This window comes from Agrobacterium sp. ICMP 6402 (genome assembly GCF_009498615.1).
GTDB classification, from domain to species: domain Bacteria; phylum Pseudomonadota; class Alphaproteobacteria; order Rhizobiales; family Rhizobiaceae; genus Agrobacterium; species Agrobacterium burrii.
This window is the reverse complement of record NZ_QSNV01000004.1, coordinates 93,833-109,815: the sequence shown is the minus strand read 5'-3', so window position 1 is coordinate 109,815 and position 15,983 is coordinate 93,833. Positions and strand designations below refer to the sequence as shown.

Below are 15,983 nucleotides of genomic sequence, written 5' to 3'. Positions count from 1 at the left end.
CCATGAGTCTGATCGGCAAGTTCGCCACCGTCGGTACAGCCACGCTCGGCAGCCGCATCTTCGGCTTTCTTCGAGAAACTCTGATGGCGGCCGCCGTCGGCACCGGCCCGGTGGCCGATGCCTTCAACGCCGCTTTCCGTTTTCCGAACACCTTCCGGCGACTTTTTGCCGAAGGCGCGTTCAACTCGGCTTTCGTGCCGCTCTTCGCCAAGGAAATCGAGGCGAACGGCATGGAGGGCGCAAGGCGCTTTTCCGAGGAAGTTTTCGGCGTCCTGTTCACCGTACTTCTGGCGCTGACAATTCTGATGGAATTGTCGATGCCGTTCATCGTGCGTACCGTGATTGCGCCGGGCTTCCTCGAAGATCCGGTGAAGTTCGATAACACGGTGCATCTTGCCACCATCATGTTCCCCTACCTCGCCTGCATGTCTCTGGCGGCAATGATGGGCGGCATGTTGAACTCGCTGCACCGTTATTTCGCTGCGGCAATCGCTCCTGTTTTCCTCAACATCATCCTCATCGGCGTGCTCGCCTGGGCATGGTGGAAGAATTATGATCCGCTTGAGGTGGGTTATGCGCTCTCCTGGGGGGTGATGGTGGCGGGTCTGGTGCAGCTTGCCATCGTCTGGATCGCCGTGCGCAATGCCGGCATGCGCATTGGCTTCCGCAGGCCGCGGCTGACGAAGAATGTACAACGGCTTCTGGTCCTCGCACTGCCGGCGGCAATAACCGGCGGCATCACCCAGATAAACCTGCTGATCAACACCAATATCGCCTCCGCCGGCGAAGGGGTGATCTCCTCGCTCGCCTATGCGGACCGGATTTACCAGCTGCCGCTCGGGGTCGTCGGCATCGCTGTCGCCACAGTGCTTCTGCCGGAGCTGGCGCGCGCCTTGCGCGGTGGCCATATGGTGGAAGCCGGAAGCCTGCAGAACCGTTCGGTCGAATTCGTCTTGTTCCTGACCTTGCCTGCTGCAGCCGCCCTTTTGGTCATGGCGGAACCCATCGTGCGTTTCCTTTACGAGCGCGGCAATTTCTCGCCGTCGGCCACCATCACGGTTGCGCAAATCCTCGGCATATATGGTCTCGGCCTGCCGGCTTTCGTGCTGATAAAGGCTTTCATTCCAGGCTTCTTCGCCCGTGAAGACACCCGCACACCGATGATTTTCGCGGCAATTTCCGTGGTGGTGAACGTCTCCCTGGCGCTGACGCTGTTTCCGCGTCTCGGCGGTCCGGGCATCGCCATTGCTGAAATCACCGCCGGCTGGGTGAATGCCGCCTTGCTCTTCGTCATGCTGTTGTGGCGCGGCCATTGGCAGGTGGATATTCCGCTGCTTACCCGCATTCCGCGATTGTTGCTGGCGGCGGCGTTGATGGCCGGCTTCGTCCACTATGCGCTGACCTGGCTGAGTTTCGAGCTGTCTTCGGCCTCGTCGATTTTCGTTCGGGCCGGCACCATCATGGCCCTCGTTTTCGCGGCCATGCTGGTTTATTTTGTGTTGGCCTTCGTGTCGGGCGGTGCCGATATCGGCATGGTCAAGCGAGCCATTCGCAAGCGCGGCAAAAAGAACGTCGAGACGGAGGCAGGCTGATGTCTTTTGCTGAAAACCGCCGCATCGCGCTCGTCACCCTCGTGGTCGATGACTACGATCGGGCAAAGGCGTTTTATTGCGAGGTTCTGGGGTTCGAATGCGTCTCCGATCAGCCGCTTGGCGATGGCAAAAGGTGGCTGGTGGTGAAACCTCAAGGCACCGATGGCTGCGCCCTGTTGCTTGCTCAAGCCGATGGCGAGCCGCAGCGTCTTGCCATCGGCAACCAGACCGGCGGACGTGTCGGATTTTTCCTGAATACTGACAATTTCCAAAGCGACTATGAGACCATGCTGGCGCGCGGCGTGCGCTTTCTCGAAGAACCGCGCCATGAGGTTTACGGCTCCGTCGCGGTCTTTGCCGACCCTTACGGAAATCGCTGGGACCTTCTTCAGCCGCGCGGCTGACATGCCCTGAAACCGCTTGATTGCGAGGGGCTGCGGGTGCATAAGCGCGTGCAATTCAAATCACGGGGCGAGGCCCTCCACAAGCCTTTTCGAGGACGACAATGAACGAATTCAAGCCGCTGGTTTTCTCGGGCGTCCAGCCGACCGGCAATCTGCATCTCGGCAATTATCTCGGCGCTATCCGCAAGTTCGTGGCTTTGCAGGAAGATAACGACTGCATCTATTGCGTCGTCGATATGCATGCCATCACCGCCCAGCTCGTTCATTCCGACCTGAAGGCGCAGACCCGTTCGATTGCGGCCGCTTTTATCGCTGCGGGCATCGACCCGGTGAAGCATATCGTCTTCAACCAGTCGGCCGTGCCGCAGCATGCGGAACTGGCATGGGTGTTCAACTGCGTGGCGCGTATCGGCTGGATGGAGCGCATGACGCAGTTCAAGGACAAGTCCGGCAAGAATGCCGAACAGGTCTCGCTCGGTCTGCTCGCCTATCCGAGCCTGATGGCCGCCGATATTCTCGTCTATCGCGCCACCCACGTTCCTGTCGGTGACGACCAGAAGCAGCATCTGGAACTGGCCCGCGATATCGCCCAGAAATTCAACATCGATTTCAGCGATCATATCCGCAACGCCGGTCTCGGCCTTGATATCAAGGTCGGTGACGAGCCGGTACATGCCTATTTCCCGATGGTGGAGCCGCTGATCGGTGGCCCCGCGCCGCGTGTCATGTCTCTGAAGGACGGCACCAAGAAGATGTCGAAGTCCGACCCGTCCGATCTGTCGCGCATCAACCTGATGGACGACATCGACGCGATTTCGAAGAAGATCAAGAAGGCGAAGACCGATCCCGATGCGCTGCCGAGCGAAGTGGAGGGCCTGAAGGGCCGCCCCGAGGCGGAAAACCTCGTCGGTATCTATGCCGCTCTCTCCGACAAGACGAAGGCGGATGTTCTTGCCGAATTCGGCGGACAGCAATTCTCGGCCTTCAAGCCGGCACTCGTGGAGCTTGCGGTTAATGTGCTCGCTCCGGTCAACAACGAGATGCGCCGCCTTCTCGATGACCCGACCCATATCGACGCCATCCTCAAACAGGGCGGTGAGCGCGCGCGTACTATTGCTGAAAAGACGATGAACGAGGTGCGCGACATCATCGGCTTCCTGCGCTGAGAAGTCGCTGCCACGCTGATGCGGCGGGCGGTTTGCGCCTGCCGTGATTTGATATAATCTCCGCCCGAACCGTCGGGCGGTTTCTCGGATCACGGCGGACCTAAGGGAGTGCGGAATGGTTTCAAAACGGCTGTCGCGTCTGGAAGGGCATCGCCGCAAGTTTCTCGCTGTTATTGATGACACACCGGAATGCGAAAGGGCCGTGCATTATGCCGGTCGTCGCGCCAAGAACTCCAATGGTGGGCTGGTGCTGCTCTACATGATCCCGGAAGGCGATTTCCAGCAATGGCTGGGCGTCGAACAGATCATGCGGGCCGAAGCCCGCGAGGAGGCGGAAGCCACGCTCGCGAAAATCGCCCAGAAGGTGCGGGAGACCATCGGCATCGAGCCTGAAGCGGTGATCCGCGAAGGCAGCGCCACCGAGCAGATCCACGGGCTGATCGAGGAAGACCGCGATATCGCCATTCTGATTTTGGCGGCGGGATCGACGAAAGAAGGGCCGGGACCGCTCGTTTCTTCCATCGCCGGGCGAGGGGCAGCCTTCCCCATTCCCGTCACTGTCCTGCCGGATACGCTGACGGATGAGGAAATCGACGCGCTCTGCTGATCCGGGTTTAGGGCAAGATTTAGGGGCTGACGATTTCTTGAATGTAATTATCATGTCAGGGCTTGAAGTGAAGCTTCGCCGGGCGTATTTTGGAAGAATTCTAAATTACGGGGCGTGAACCGCGACCTCGAAGGAGACGATGATGTTCATTCAGACGGAAGCCACGCCCAACCCCGCCACGCTGAAGTTTCTGCCCGGCAAGGTGGTGCTGGAAAGCGGGACAGCTGAGTTTCTCAATCCTTCGCAGGCGCAGGCTTCTCCGCTGGCGGAGCGTCTCTTTACGATTCCCGGCGTCACCGGCGTTTATTTCGGCTTCGATTTCATAACCGTCACCAAGGACGATGCGGAATGGCAGCACCTGAAGCCTGCCATTCTGGGCTCGATCATGGAACATTTCATGTCCGGTCGCCCGATCATGGGCACGGCAATCGCTGCCGAAGTATCGGACGAAGAGGACGAGTTTTTCGAAGAGGGTGACGAGACGATCGTCGCCACGATCAAGGAACTGCTGGAAACCCGCGTGCGCCCCGCGGTGGCGCAGGATGGCGGCGACATCACTTTCCGCGGTTTCCGCGATGGCACCGTGTTTCTGAACATGAAGGGTGCCTGCTCGGGTTGCCCGTCCTCCACCGCCACGCTGAAGCACGGCGTTCAGAACCTGCTTCGCCATTTCGTGCCGGAAGTGCGCGAAGTCGAAGCGGTATGACATTGTAAGCCAGGCCACGACATGATTGTTCTCGCACTCGACACGTCAGGTGTGGATTGTTCCGCCTGCGTTTATGACGGCGCCGCCGACAGGGTGCTCGGCGAGGTGTGCGAAATGATCGGCAAGGGTCATGCCGAGAGGTTGATGGCCGTGATCGATCGCGCCCTGCAGCAGGCGCGACTTCCGCTGCAGAAGGTTGAGCGCATCGCCGTGACCATCGGTCCGGGGTCCTTCACTGGCATCCGCGTCGGTGTTGCCGCCGCGCGTGGCTTTGCCCTGTCGCTTGGCGTCGAGGCAGTCGGCGTCACCACGCTTGAAACGCTCGCCCTGCATCATCTGCTGACAACTCCCGGCCGGCCCGTGGCCGTCGGGCTGGATGCCAAACGTGGCGAAGCCTATCTCCAGACTTTCGCGGCAGATGGATCGCCGCTGGCTGAGGCGACGCTTTTGTCTCTGGATGACGCCAGGGGTGTTCTCTCCGGTTTCGATGGTGCCGTGATTGGCTCGGCCGCACCGCTGTTTGCAGGAGAGGAAATCGGCTCCGGGCCGGACCATTTCCCGATTGCGTCTGTTGCGCGCTCTGCGGCGCGCAAGCCCGCGGGTCAGCCGAAACCTGCACCACTTTATCTGCGCGGTCCGGATGCCCGGCCGCAAACCGGTTTTGCGCTGGCACGTCAGGACGTTGCCTGATAGGGCATTTGCCCATGCCCGTGACTGATTCCTGTAATGCCCGATTCTTGTGATGCCAGATTCCTATTATGTTTGACGAATATCTGAGCTGGAAACCCTATTTCGAGATCGTGCCGATGCAGCATGAGGATTGCGCCGCGGTGGCGGAACTGCATGCGCTGCGTTTTCCGCGCCCTTGGAATGACGGTGAATTTTCCGGGCTATTGACGCAGGGCTCGGTTTTCGGCGCGGTAGCGCGCCAGACCAACGCGTTCTTCAGCAAGCCACTTGGCGGTTTCGTGCTGGCGCGGGAAGTGGCGGGCGAGGCGGAAATCCTGACCGTCGCCGTGGCTGACAAGTTCGGACGCACCGGTCTCGGCTGGCGCCTGATGCAGTCGGCGGTACGTGAAGCGATGATGCGCGGCGCTGAAACCATGTTTCTCGAGGTGGACAACGGCAACGCCTCCGCCCTCGGGCTTTATAAAAAGCTCGGCTTCAAGACGGTTGCGGAGCGCAAGGCCTATTACACATCCAGGGATGGAACCAAGTCGACGGCGCTTGTCATGCGCCGCGATCTTCGCTAGTTCCCTGCGACAGGCATTTTTTCGGCGAAAGCCGCAAAATTCAACCGGAATACTCAAAAGGCCAGAAGACGTGATAGACCTTTCGAAAACGCTGGAGGAGCTTTGTGCCGAGCGCGGCATGCGGATGACGGACCAGCGCCGTGTCATTGCCCGCGTCCTGCAGGAATCGGCCGACCATCCCGATGTCGAGGAGCTTTACAACCGTTCCTCCGCTGTGGATCCGCGCATCTCGATTTCCACCGTCTATAGAACGGTGAAGCTGTTCGAGGATGCCGGCATTATCGAGCGCCATGATTTTCGCGATGGCCGTTCGCGTTATGAGACCGTGCCCGAGGAACATCACGATCACCTGATAGATCTGAAGAACAGCGTCGTCATCGAGTTTCACTCCCCTGAGATCGAAGCCCTTCAGGAAAAGATCGCCCGCGAACATGGCTTCAAGCTCGTGGATCACCGGCTGGAACTTTACGGCGTGCCGTTGAAACCCGACGAACGCTGAGACGCCGGTGAGCAGGCGGATGTTCTCATGATGATGTGGCTGCGGACAGCCTATATCGCGGTCGCTCTCCTGATCGTCACGCTCATATTGCTGCCGCTGCAACTGCTGGGTCTTGCTTTCGACTGGCGGCTGCGTCGCCGCATTCCGCGTATCTGGCACCGTATCGCCTGCCATGTTCTCGGCATCCGCGTGCATGTCCACGGAGAGGTAGAGCGGGCAAAGCCGTTGATGCTGGCGGTCAACCACGCCTCGTGGAAGGATATCCTCGTTCTCGGCAGCATTGCCGACGTGGTGTTCATCGCCAAGACGGAAGTGCGTGACTGGCCGGTTTTCGGATGGCTTGCCCGTCTGCAGAAAAGCATTTTCGTTCAACGCGAGCAGAAGCGCAGCACCGGCGCACAGGTCAGCGAAATTGCCAGCCGCATGGCTGACGGGGAGATTGTGGTTTTGTTCCCCGAAGGCACCACCTCGGACGGCAACCGAATGCTGGCGGTTAAATCCTCGCTTTTCGGCGCAGCCTCCACCGCCGCCGAGCAGGTTCCGGGCAAGCTGGTTTACGTTCAGCCGGTCGCGATTGCCTATACGCGGGTGCAGGGCATGGCTATGGGCCGCTACCACCGCGTCATCGCCGCATGGCCCGGCAGCATCACGCTGGTGCCGCATCTGCTCGGCATCATCAGGGCGGGCGCCATCGATGTCGACGTGACGTTCGGGGAGAGCGTTCCGTTTCACAGCACGGATAACCGCAAGCGACTGGCGACCGAGATCGCGGCCTCGATCCGTTCCATGCTGGCCTTCAGCCTGCGCGGCGGCTGGCGGAAATAGGGAGACCGTCGTTTTTCCGGGATTTTTTTGTTTAATCTGGCCGGGAAAACCCCTAAATAGCGGCCATGACCCAGGAAACCATGAGCCTCGACGCCCCCGAAGTGATCGCCCGCGAGGGATGTAACAGCCGCAAGGTTTTTATCAAAACCTATGGCTGTCAGATGAACGTCTACGATTCCGTCCGCATGAGCGATGCGCTGGCGAAGGATGGCTACGTTCAGACAGAGGATATGGGCGAGGCGGATCTGGTCCTGCTGAACACCTGTCATATCCGCGAAAAAGCGGCTGAAAAGGTCTATTCGGCGCTTGGCCGCCTGCGCGACATGAAGAAAACGCGCGAGGAGCAGGGCCGCGAGCTCATGATCGGCGTTGCCGGCTGCGTGGCGCAGGCGGAAGGCGAGGAAATCCTCCGCCGCGCGCCCGCCGTCGATGTCGTCATCGGCCCGCAGACTTACCACCGACTGCCGGATGCGCTGAAGCGGGTGCGCAACGGCGAACGCGTCATCGAGACCGAATATGCGGTCGAGGACAAGTTCGAGCACCTGCCGATCGCCGAAAAGGCGACGTTGCGCACACGCGGCGTCACGGCGTTTCTGACGGTGCAGGAAGGCTGCGACAAGTTCTGTACCTTCTGCGTGGTGCCTTATACCCGTGGTTCGGAAGTCTCCCGTCCCGTGCGTCAGATCGTCGATGAGGCGATGAAGCTGGTTGATGCCGGCGTGCGCGAGGTCACGCTGCTCGGCCAGAACGTCAATGCCTGGCAGAACGAAGGCCCGAACGGCGCAAAATGGGGTCTCGCCGAACTTCTCTACCGGCTGGCGGAAATTCCGGGGCTTGCAAGGCTTCGCTATACCACCAGCCACCCGCGCGACATGGACGATCGCCTGATTGGCGCCCATCGCGATCTGCGTATTCTCATGCCTTATCTGCATCTGCCGGTACAGTCAGGATCGGATAGCATTCTGAAAGCGATGAACCGTCGCCATACGGGCGAGGAATACATCCAGCTTATCGAAAAAATCCGCACCGCCCGCCCTGATATCGCCATGTCGGGGGACTTCATTGTCGGCTTCCCCGGTGAAACGGATCGTGATTTCGAAGACACGATGGCGCTGGTTGAGACGGTGAAATATGCGCAGGCCTTCTCTTTCAAATACTCCACCCGTCCGGGCACGCCGGGTGCTGATCTTAACGATCAGGTTGGGGAAGAGGTGAAGGCCGAGCGGCTAGAGAGATTACAGGCTCTGTTGCTGCGGCAGCAGAAGGAATTTGCGGAATCGCTGGTCGGAAAGACGATGGATGTGTTGCTGGAAAAGCCCGGCCGCATGCCTGAACAGTTGATAGGTCGTTCTCCCTGGCTGCAATCCGTGAATCTTGATGCAAAGACTTTGAAAATCGGTGACATTGTTAATGTACGAATCACCGCAACGGGTCCAAACAGCTTGTTTGCCGAGGTGGCAGGGAGTTAGAGTGAGGAGCCGACACTGATTGGGACAGGAGCCTGACCGCTTGAACGCACATGAATTGGTATCACCTTCATCGCGCCAGCCACGCCAAGCCGCGACCGACGCCAATCACTTCGTCCTCACGTTCGAGAATAACAGGATAGCGGGAGAGCTATTCGGTCAGTTCGATCAGAACCTGAAGCTGCTGGAGCAGCGCCTCAACATCGATGCCCGCCCGCGCGGCAATTCCGTTGCCATTACCGGCGATGTCGTCGCCACCAATCAGGCCCGCCGGGCGCTGGATTTCCTTTACGAACGCCTGCTCAAGGGCGGAACCGCCGAAGTTTCCGATGTGGAAGGGGCGATCCGTATGGCCATGGCCGCCGACGACCAGCTGACCTTGCCGACGATGGAGCGCAAGGCAAAGATTTCCATGGCGCAGATTTCCACCCGCAAGAAGACGATCGCTGCCCGCACGCCGACGCAGGATGTCTATATGCGGGCGCTTGAACAATCCGAGTTGGTTTTCGGCGTTGGCCCCGCAGGCACCGGCAAGACCTATCTTGCCGTTGCGCATGCGGCGCAACTGCTGGAGCGCGGCGCGGTTGACCGTATCATCCTGTCGCGTCCTGCCGTCGAAGCGGGTGAACGTCTCGGCTTCCTTCCGGGTGACATGAAGGAAAAGGTCGATCCTTATCTCCGCCCGCTTTATGACGCGCTTTATGACATGATGCCGGGTGACAAGGTGGAGCGCGCCATTCAGGCGGGCGTCATCGAAATCGCCCCTCTCGCCTTCATGCGTGGCCGGACCCTTGCCAACGCTGCGGTCATTCTGGACGAAGCCCAGAACACCACGACCATGCAGATGAAGATGTTCCTGACCCGTCTCGGCGAAAACGGCCGCATGATCGTGACCGGGGACCCGAGCCAGGTGGACTTGCCGCGCGGTGTGAAATCCGGCCTTGTCGAGGCTCTGCAAATCCTCCCCGATGTGGAAGGTGTGTCCGTCGTGCGCTTCAAGGACGTCGACGTTGTCCGTCATCCGATGGTGGCGCGCATCGTCCGGGCCTACGAGTCCCACACCGCGGTGCCGGATGAGAGCCTTCCGAAGGGCAACTGACGTAAAGACAATGACAGCTCTTGATATTCAAATCAGCGTCGAGGCCGAAGGCTGGTCCTCGGAAGAGGACTTGGCTGCCTTCGCCACCAAGGTACTGGATGCGGCGGTCGATTATCTGAAGCGGGAAGAGGAGCAACCCTTCCCGAAAATGCCGGTGGAACTGTCGCTGGTCTTTACCGATGATGAAAATATTCGGGAAATCAATGCCGAATGGCGCGACAAGGACAAGGCGACCAATGTCTTGTCTTTCCCCGCTTTTCCGCTGGAACCGGGCGGAATGCCCGGTCCGATGCTGGGCGATATCGTCATCGCGCGCGAGACGGTTGAGCGCGAGGCCCTTGAACTTGACAAGAGTTTCGAGGATCATCTGACCCATCTTCTCGTTCATGGGTTCCTGCATTTATTTGGTTATGACCACATGGACGAGGAAGAAGCGGAAGAAATGGAGTCGCTTGAGACTCGCATTTTGGCGGTGCTTGGCCTATCTGATCCATACGCGGGTCAAGAACCGCTTTGAATATTGTCTGGAGCCATGAACGAACATTCTGCACGACCTGCCAATGAGGGCAGAGAAAACGGCGAGCAGTCCTCTTCGGAGGAAGGCAGTAGCCACTTACGTCAAGACTCTCCTGCAAAGCCGAGATCGACGATCTGGTCGCGCATATCACGGTTGCTGAAACCGTCACAGGGCGAGCGCCTGCGCGAGGATTTGACCGACGCGCTGATGGCCGACACCGAAATCGGTGCTGCCTTTTCGCCCGAAGAGCGGGCGATGCTGAACAATATCCTGCGTTTCCGGGAAGTTCGGGTCGAAGATATCATGATCCCGCGCGTCGATATCGACGGTCTCGACCAGAACATGACCATCGGCGAGGCGCTGATCCTCTTTGAGGAAACCGGCCGCTCCCGTATGCCGGTCTATGATGAAACGCTGGATGACCCCAAGGGCATGATCCACATTCGCGATCTCTTGGCCTATGTCGCCAAGCAGGCGCGCAACAAGCGGCGGGCCGGCTCGCGCAGCGTCGCTTATGGCGAAGCGAAAGCGCCGCGTTCGCCGCGCCCGAATTTCGACCTGGCGCGGGTGGATCTTGAACAGACGGTTGCCGATGCCGGGCTGGTGCGTAAAATTCTGTTTGCGCCGCCCTCCATGCTCGCCTCCAATCTCTTGAAGACCATGCAGGCGCAGAGAACACAGCTCGCTCTCGTGATCGATGAATATGGCGGTACGGACGGCCTCGTCAGCCATGAGGACATCGTTGAGATGGTCGTGGGCGATATCGATGACGAGCACGACAAGGACGAGACGATGTTTTCGCGTCTTTCCCCCGACGTGCTTGTGGCCGATGCCCGCGCCGAACTCACCGAGCTTGCCGAGGCGATCGGCCCGGAATTCGATGTCCGCGAACATCTGGAAGAAATCGATACGCTCGGCGGTCTCATCTTCTTCGCGCTCGGCCGCATACCGGCCAAGGGCGAGGTGGTCAGGGCCGTGCCCGGTTTCGAGTTCCAGATTCTCGATGCGGATACAAGGCGTATCAAGGGTGTTCGCATCGTCCGTGATCACGGCTCGGAAGGGCAGGATGATCGCGCACCGGGCGATGCCCGCGACAATGAGGTGATTGCGCTGCCCGCGCCGGATGTTCGTCTCATCACGCACCAGCAGAATGCCGACTGAAGAGGACCGGCGGGGTAATCCCGTCGGTTCGCTGCTTGAATGTCGGTCCGGCAGCTTTGAATGCTTCTGTTGGCCGACGAAAAGTACACCCGGTCATCAGGGCTTTATCCACTCCTGTGGACTGCGAATCTTTTTTCCGTTACTCCGGGTCTGAGGGAAAATTCCGTGGCGCGGCCTTGTCGGGGCGGGCTTTTCCGGGCGCGCATAAAACGGAGATGGCATGGAGCGTCTTGCAGGCAGGGTAATGCTGGCGGGTGGCAAAAGCCGCGCAGTGATGGCAATTGCCGCAGGCGCGGTCGGAGCGCTGGCATTGCCTCCATTCGGTTTTTTCGCGGCGCTGTTTTTCTCTTTCACCCTGCTTGTCTGGCTGGTGGATGGCTGCACCGGCAAGCCGGGCGGCGGCATCTTCAGCCGTATCCTGCCCGCTTTTGGCATCGGCTGGTGTTTCGGCTTCGGCTATTTCTTGGCGGGTCTTTGGTGGTTGGGCAATGCCCTTTTGCTGGAGGCAGACGAGTTCGCCTGGGCGCTGCCGCTTGCCATCATCGGCCTTCCGGCTCTTCTTGCGCTGTTTTACGGTTTTGCGGTCGCAGCCGCCAACATCGTCTGGTCGGATGGTCTCGGCCGTATTGCCGCCCTTGCCGCCGCATTCGGCTTGTTTGAATGGCTGCGCAGTTTTCTTGCGACTGGATTTCCCTGGAACGCCATCGGTTACGGCATCATGCCTATCCCCGTCATGATGCAGTCCGCCCATCTGCTCGGGCTTTTCAGCGTCACCACGCTTGCTGTCTTCATTTTCGCCTCGCCGGCCCTGATTGGCACGAAAAAAGGCATGTGGCCGGGCCTAGCTCTGGCGGGCCTGCTGCTGGCCGGCCATTTCGGTTATGGCTTCTATCGCCTTCAGACACCGGTGGAGACACCGGCGGATGCGCTGACCGTCAGGATCGTACAGCCCTCCATCGATCAGTCCCGTAAAATGCTCAACGCCGACCGGGCAGAGATTTTCGGCGAACATCTGCGGCTGACGGCGCTGCCGCCCGGTGAAGGGAGAAAGCGCCCCGATATCGTCGTCTGGCCGGAAACCTCCGTGCCCTTCATCCTGACGCAGAACCCGGACGCTCTGGCGGAAATCGCAAAGACGCTGGAGGACGGGCAAATCCTGTTCACCGGCGCTGTCCGAATGGAAGATCAAGGTGCTGGCCGACCGCCGCGTTATTACAATTCAGTCTATGCAATCGACAGCCAGGGCGAAATCATCGCCGCAAGCGACAAGGTTCACCTGACGCCCTTTGGCGAATATGTTCCCTTCGAAGGCATTTTGCGGGAGTTCGGCATCGACAATGTCATCAGCCTGCCGGGTGGTTTCTCCGCCGCCTCGTCGCGCATGCCCCTGACGCTGCCTTCCGGCAAGACCTTCTATCCCCTGATCTGTTACGAGATCATTTTTCCCGGTGAGATGACGCCGGGTCTGGCGGGTTCGGCAGCAATACTGAACGTGACAAATGACGGCTGGTTCGGCAACACGCCTGGTCCTTATCAGCACTTTTTGCAGGCGAGAGTCCGGGCTGTGGAAACGGGAGTGCCGGTGATTCGCGGCGCCAATACCGGAATTTCCGCCGTCATAGACCCCTATGGGCGCATTATTGCCGGGTTGGACTACGGTCGGGTCGGAATTGTTGACGCCACTTTGAGTGGTGGGTCAAACGACGCATTTACTTACGACACACATCGGACGTATTTCTGGTTGATTTTTTCAATCATGCTAATCGTTGCGGTATTTCCTGCCTGGAGTTTTGCCCGGCGTCAGAATTGACCGGGAACTCCCGCAATTGCATAGTGAATACGTCAGTCGTAAAACAAGTTTAGACGCTGTCGAAATGCCGGCTCATTTCTTCGAATAGTAATGAAGCGAGATATCAACCCTTTCCGAGTGTCAGGACCGCATGATGACCGAGAATAAGAAAAAGCCTAACCCCATCGACATTCATGTCGGAAGCCGAATTCGTCTCCGCAGAACCATGCTCGGCATGAGCCAGGAAAAGCTGGGTGAAAGCCTTGGAATTACCTTTCAGCAAATCCAGAAATATGAAAAGGGCACGAACCGCGTCGGTGCGAGCCGTCTTCAGAATATTTCCGCGATCCTCAACGTTCCGGTGTCCTTCTTTTTCGAAGACGCTCCTGGTGATCAGGTTGGCGGCGCGACAGGCATGGCGGAAGCCTCCAGCTCCAACTACGTGGTTGACTTCCTGTCCTCGGCTGAAGGTCTGCAGTTGAACCGCGCTTTTGTGAAGATCGCCGATCCCAAGGTTCGCCGCCGTCTCGTTGATCTCGTCAAGGCGCTCGCCGCCGAAGGAGACGCGGAATAGTCTCGACAGCGATGCCCATAATTTCCGGCAAGGGCGCCGGACACTCAACGGTCCGCAAGGGCCGTTTTTTTGTGCCAGATTAGAAAGGAATTCTCACATAAAGATATATTTATGTGGTTGTGTCCTTGTCTTTCGTGGTCGAAATGACTAACAAACTCGAAGACCGTTCTTTGAGGGGAATCCCGCATGCGTGCCAATTACCTGTTCACCAGCGAGTCCGTGGCCGAAGGTCATCCGGACAAGGTTTGTGACCGTATTTCCGATGAAATCGTCGATCTCATTTATCGTGAAGCGTCCAAGACGGGTGTTGACCCATGGACCGTGCGCATCGCATGCGAGACGCTTGCGACGACCAACCGCGTCGTTATCGCCGGTGAGGTTCGGGTTCCCGATACCCTGCTGAAGAAGGACAAGGACGGCAAGGTCGTCAAGGACGCCGCCGGCCATCCGGTCATCAATCCTTCCAAATTCAAGTCCGCTGCCCGCAAGGCGATCCGCGATATCGGCTACGAGCAGGACGGTTTTCACTGGAAGACGGCCAAGATCGACGTTCTCCTGCATCCGCAGTCGGCGGATATCGCGCAGGGCGTCGACAGCGCTTCCGACAAGCAGGGCGATGAGGGTGCTGGCGACCAGGGCATCATGTTCGGTTATGCCTGCAAGGAAACGCCGGACCTGATGCCGGCCCCGATCTATTATTCGCACCGTATCCTGCAGCTTCTCGCTACCGCCCGCAAGAGCGGCGAAGGCGAAGCGGCAAAGCTCGGACCGGATGCCAAGAGCCAGGTGACCGTTCGTTACGTCGATGGTAAGGCTTCGGAAGCCGTGTCCATCGTTCTTTCAACGCAGCATCTCGATGCAAGCTGGGATTCGAAGAAGGTTCGCGCCGTCGTCGAGCCCTATATCCGCGAAGCTCTGGGCGACCTGAAGATCGCCGACGATTGCCAGTGGTATATCAACCCGACGGGCAAATTCGTCATCGGCGGTCCCGATGGCGATGCCGGCTTGACCGGCCGCAAGATCATCGTCGACACCTATGGTGGCGCTGCCCCGCACGGTGGCGGTGCATTCTCCGGCAAGGACACGACCAAGGTCGACCGTTCTGCCGCCTATGCCGCCCGCTACCTCGCTAAGAATGTGGTTGCTGCCGGTTTGGCCGAGCGCTGCACCATCCAGATCGCCTATGCGATCGGCATCGCCCAGCCTTTGTCGATCTATGTCGATCTGCACGGCACGGGCAAGGTCAGCGAAGATCAGGTCGAAGGCGCGATCCGCAAGGTCATGGACCTGTCGCCGTCGGGCATCCGCCGTCATCTCGATCTCAACAAGCCGATCTATGCCAAGACGTCCTCTTACGGCCATTTCGGCCGCAAGGCCGGCCGTGACGGCTCCTTCTCTTGGGAGAAGCTCGATCTGGTAAAGCCGCTCAAGGAAGCTTTGAGCGCTTGACGCATTTCCAGTAAAAGTGCATCGCGGTTTTACGGCCAGAAAATGCGGGGGCTTGTTCCAAGCCTTGTCATTCGACGGCGATTGAGAGATACCGTTTGCACCATTTGTAACCCGCACAGCGGCCATTCACGTGGCTCTGTGCGGGTTAAGTCTATTTGTTCTTGAGAGTATGAGATGACGGAAGAGCGGCGCTCACGCGCAACGGAAGCGTTTTTTGGCAGACGCAAGGGCAAGCCTTTGCGCAACCAGCAAATCGACACGATCGAAAACCTGCTGCCTTTGCTGAAAATCGATCTGGAGAACGCGCCACCGCAGAATCTCGTGGCTCTCTTTCCGGCGGATGTGAAATCTGTCCGTCTTGAGATCGGTTTCGGCGGCGGTGAGCATCTTGCCCATCGTGCGGTTGAGAACCCGGAGACGGGTTTCATCGGGGTTGAACCATTCGTCAATTCCATGGCCAAGCTCTTGGCAAGCGTGCGCGAAGGCGAATTGATGAATATCCGCCTTTACGATGATGACGCGACGCAACTGCTGGACTGGCTGCCGGAAGGGTCGATCGATCACATCGATCTTCTTTATCCCGATCCATGGCCGAAGAAGAAGCACTGGAAACGCCGTTTCGTCTCCGACGTCAATCTTGCCCGCTTCCACAGGGTGCTGAAACCCGGCGGCAAGTTCTGCTTCGCATCGGATATCGATACCTACGTCAACTGGACGCTGCAGCATTGCGCCCGCCATGGCGGTTTCGAATGGACGGCGACGAGCGCCGACGACTGGCGCACGCCCTATGCCAACTGGCCGGGGACGCGTTATGAGAACAAGGCGAAAAGAGAAGGCCGCAGCTCGGCCTATCTCACTTTCATTCGTCGCTGAGCG

17 protein-coding genes are annotated in these 15,983 nt (G+C 59.0%); all 17 read left to right on the top strand.

Annotated elements, in window-relative coordinates; translation table 11 throughout:
* Window positions 1-2: 2 nt before the first annotated feature.
* A complete protein-coding gene (gene murJ / locus DXT96_RS13580) occupies window positions 3-1,592 on the top strand; it encodes a murein biosynthesis integral membrane protein MurJ (RefSeq protein ID WP_153515193.1) in 1,590 nt (529 codons plus the stop codon).
* A complete protein-coding gene (locus DXT96_RS13575) occupies window positions 1,592-1,996 on the top strand; it encodes a VOC family protein (RefSeq protein ID WP_149898409.1) in 405 nt (134 codons plus the stop codon). The genes murJ and DXT96_RS13575 overlap by 1 nt, the downstream gene beginning before the upstream one ends.
* Before the next feature lie 101 nt (window positions 1,997-2,097).
* Window positions 2,098-3,162 (top strand): tryptophan--tRNA ligase, encoded by a 1,065-nt coding sequence (gene trpS / locus DXT96_RS13570; protein WP_153515192.1) that lies wholly within the window; start codon window positions 2,098-2,100, stop codon window positions 3,160-3,162.
* Between the two features lie 115 nt (window positions 3,163-3,277).
* Entirely contained in the window at window positions 3,278-3,769 is a 492-nt protein-coding gene (locus tag DXT96_RS13565) for a universal stress protein (protein WP_149898411.1), read from the top strand.
* Between the two features lie 142 nt (window positions 3,770-3,911).
* Window positions 3,912-4,475 (top strand): NifU family protein, encoded by a 564-nt coding sequence (locus tag DXT96_RS13560; RefSeq protein WP_052820288.1) that lies wholly within the window; start codon window positions 3,912-3,914, stop codon window positions 4,473-4,475.
* A 21-nt stretch (window positions 4,476-4,496) separates the two neighbouring features.
* Window positions 4,497-5,165, top strand: coding sequence for a tRNA (adenosine(37)-N6)-threonylcarbamoyltransferase complex dimerization subunit type 1 TsaB (gene tsaB, locus DXT96_RS13555; protein ID WP_153515191.1), 669 nt, complete (start codon window positions 4,497-4,499; stop codon window positions 5,163-5,165).
* 68 nt (window positions 5,166-5,233) lie between these two features.
* Entirely contained in the window at window positions 5,234-5,728 is a 495-nt protein-coding gene (locus DXT96_RS13550) for a GNAT family N-acetyltransferase (protein WP_149898413.1), read from the top strand.
* Between the two features lie 70 nt (window positions 5,729-5,798).
* Window positions 5,799-6,227 carry a Fur family transcriptional regulator gene (locus DXT96_RS13545; protein WP_371418860.1) on the top strand — a complete coding sequence of 143 codons (429 nt, stop codon included), beginning with the start codon at window positions 5,799-5,801 and terminating at the stop codon, window positions 6,225-6,227.
* Window positions 6,228-6,257: 30 nt separating this feature from the next.
* Window positions 6,258-7,052 carry a 1-acyl-sn-glycerol-3-phosphate acyltransferase gene (locus DXT96_RS13540; RefSeq protein WP_153515359.1) on the top strand — a complete coding sequence of 265 codons (795 nt, stop codon included), beginning with the start codon at window positions 6,258-6,260 and terminating at the stop codon, window positions 7,050-7,052.
* A 65-nt stretch (window positions 7,053-7,117) separates the two neighbouring features.
* Window positions 7,118-8,521 carry a tRNA (N6-isopentenyl adenosine(37)-C2)-methylthiotransferase MiaB gene (gene miaB, locus DXT96_RS13535; RefSeq protein ID WP_153515190.1) on the top strand — a complete coding sequence of 468 codons (1,404 nt, stop codon included), beginning with the start codon at window positions 7,118-7,120 and terminating at the stop codon, window positions 8,519-8,521.
* Window positions 8,522-8,561: 40 nt separating this feature from the next.
* On the top strand, window positions 8,562-9,617 hold the full coding sequence (locus DXT96_RS13530; RefSeq protein ID WP_149898416.1) for a PhoH family protein: 1,056 nt from the start codon (window positions 8,562-8,564) through the stop codon (window positions 9,615-9,617).
* Window positions 9,618-9,627: 10 nt separating this feature from the next.
* On the top strand, window positions 9,628-10,134 hold the full coding sequence (ybeY, locus tag DXT96_RS13525; protein WP_153515189.1) for an rRNA maturation RNase YbeY: 507 nt from the start codon (window positions 9,628-9,630) through the stop codon (window positions 10,132-10,134).
* A gap of 15 nt (window positions 10,135-10,149) precedes the next feature.
* Window positions 10,150-11,295: a hemolysin family protein gene (locus DXT96_RS13520; RefSeq protein ID WP_149898418.1), complete on the top strand. Its 1,146-nt coding sequence runs from the start codon at window positions 10,150-10,152 to the stop codon at window positions 11,293-11,295.
* 220 nt (window positions 11,296-11,515) lie between these two features.
* Window positions 11,516-13,105: an apolipoprotein N-acyltransferase gene (lnt, locus tag DXT96_RS13515; RefSeq protein WP_153515188.1), complete on the top strand. Its 1,590-nt coding sequence runs from the start codon at window positions 11,516-11,518 to the stop codon at window positions 13,103-13,105.
* A gap of 133 nt (window positions 13,106-13,238) precedes the next feature.
* On the top strand, window positions 13,239-13,658 hold the full coding sequence (locus DXT96_RS13510) for a helix-turn-helix domain-containing protein (protein WP_046799453.1): 420 nt from the start codon (window positions 13,239-13,241) through the stop codon (window positions 13,656-13,658).
* 186 nt (window positions 13,659-13,844) lie between these two features.
* On the top strand, window positions 13,845-15,107 hold the full coding sequence (gene metK, locus DXT96_RS13505) for a methionine adenosyltransferase (protein ID WP_149898420.1): 1,263 nt from the start codon (window positions 13,845-13,847) through the stop codon (window positions 15,105-15,107).
* Window positions 15,108-15,281: 174 nt separating this feature from the next.
* The gene (gene trmB, locus DXT96_RS13500; protein ID WP_153515187.1) at window positions 15,282-15,980 is read left to right on the top strand and encodes a tRNA (guanosine(46)-N7)-methyltransferase TrmB; all 699 of its coding nucleotides are present in this window, start codon (window positions 15,282-15,284) and stop codon (window positions 15,978-15,980) included.
* Window positions 15,981-15,983: the final 3 nt, after the last annotated feature.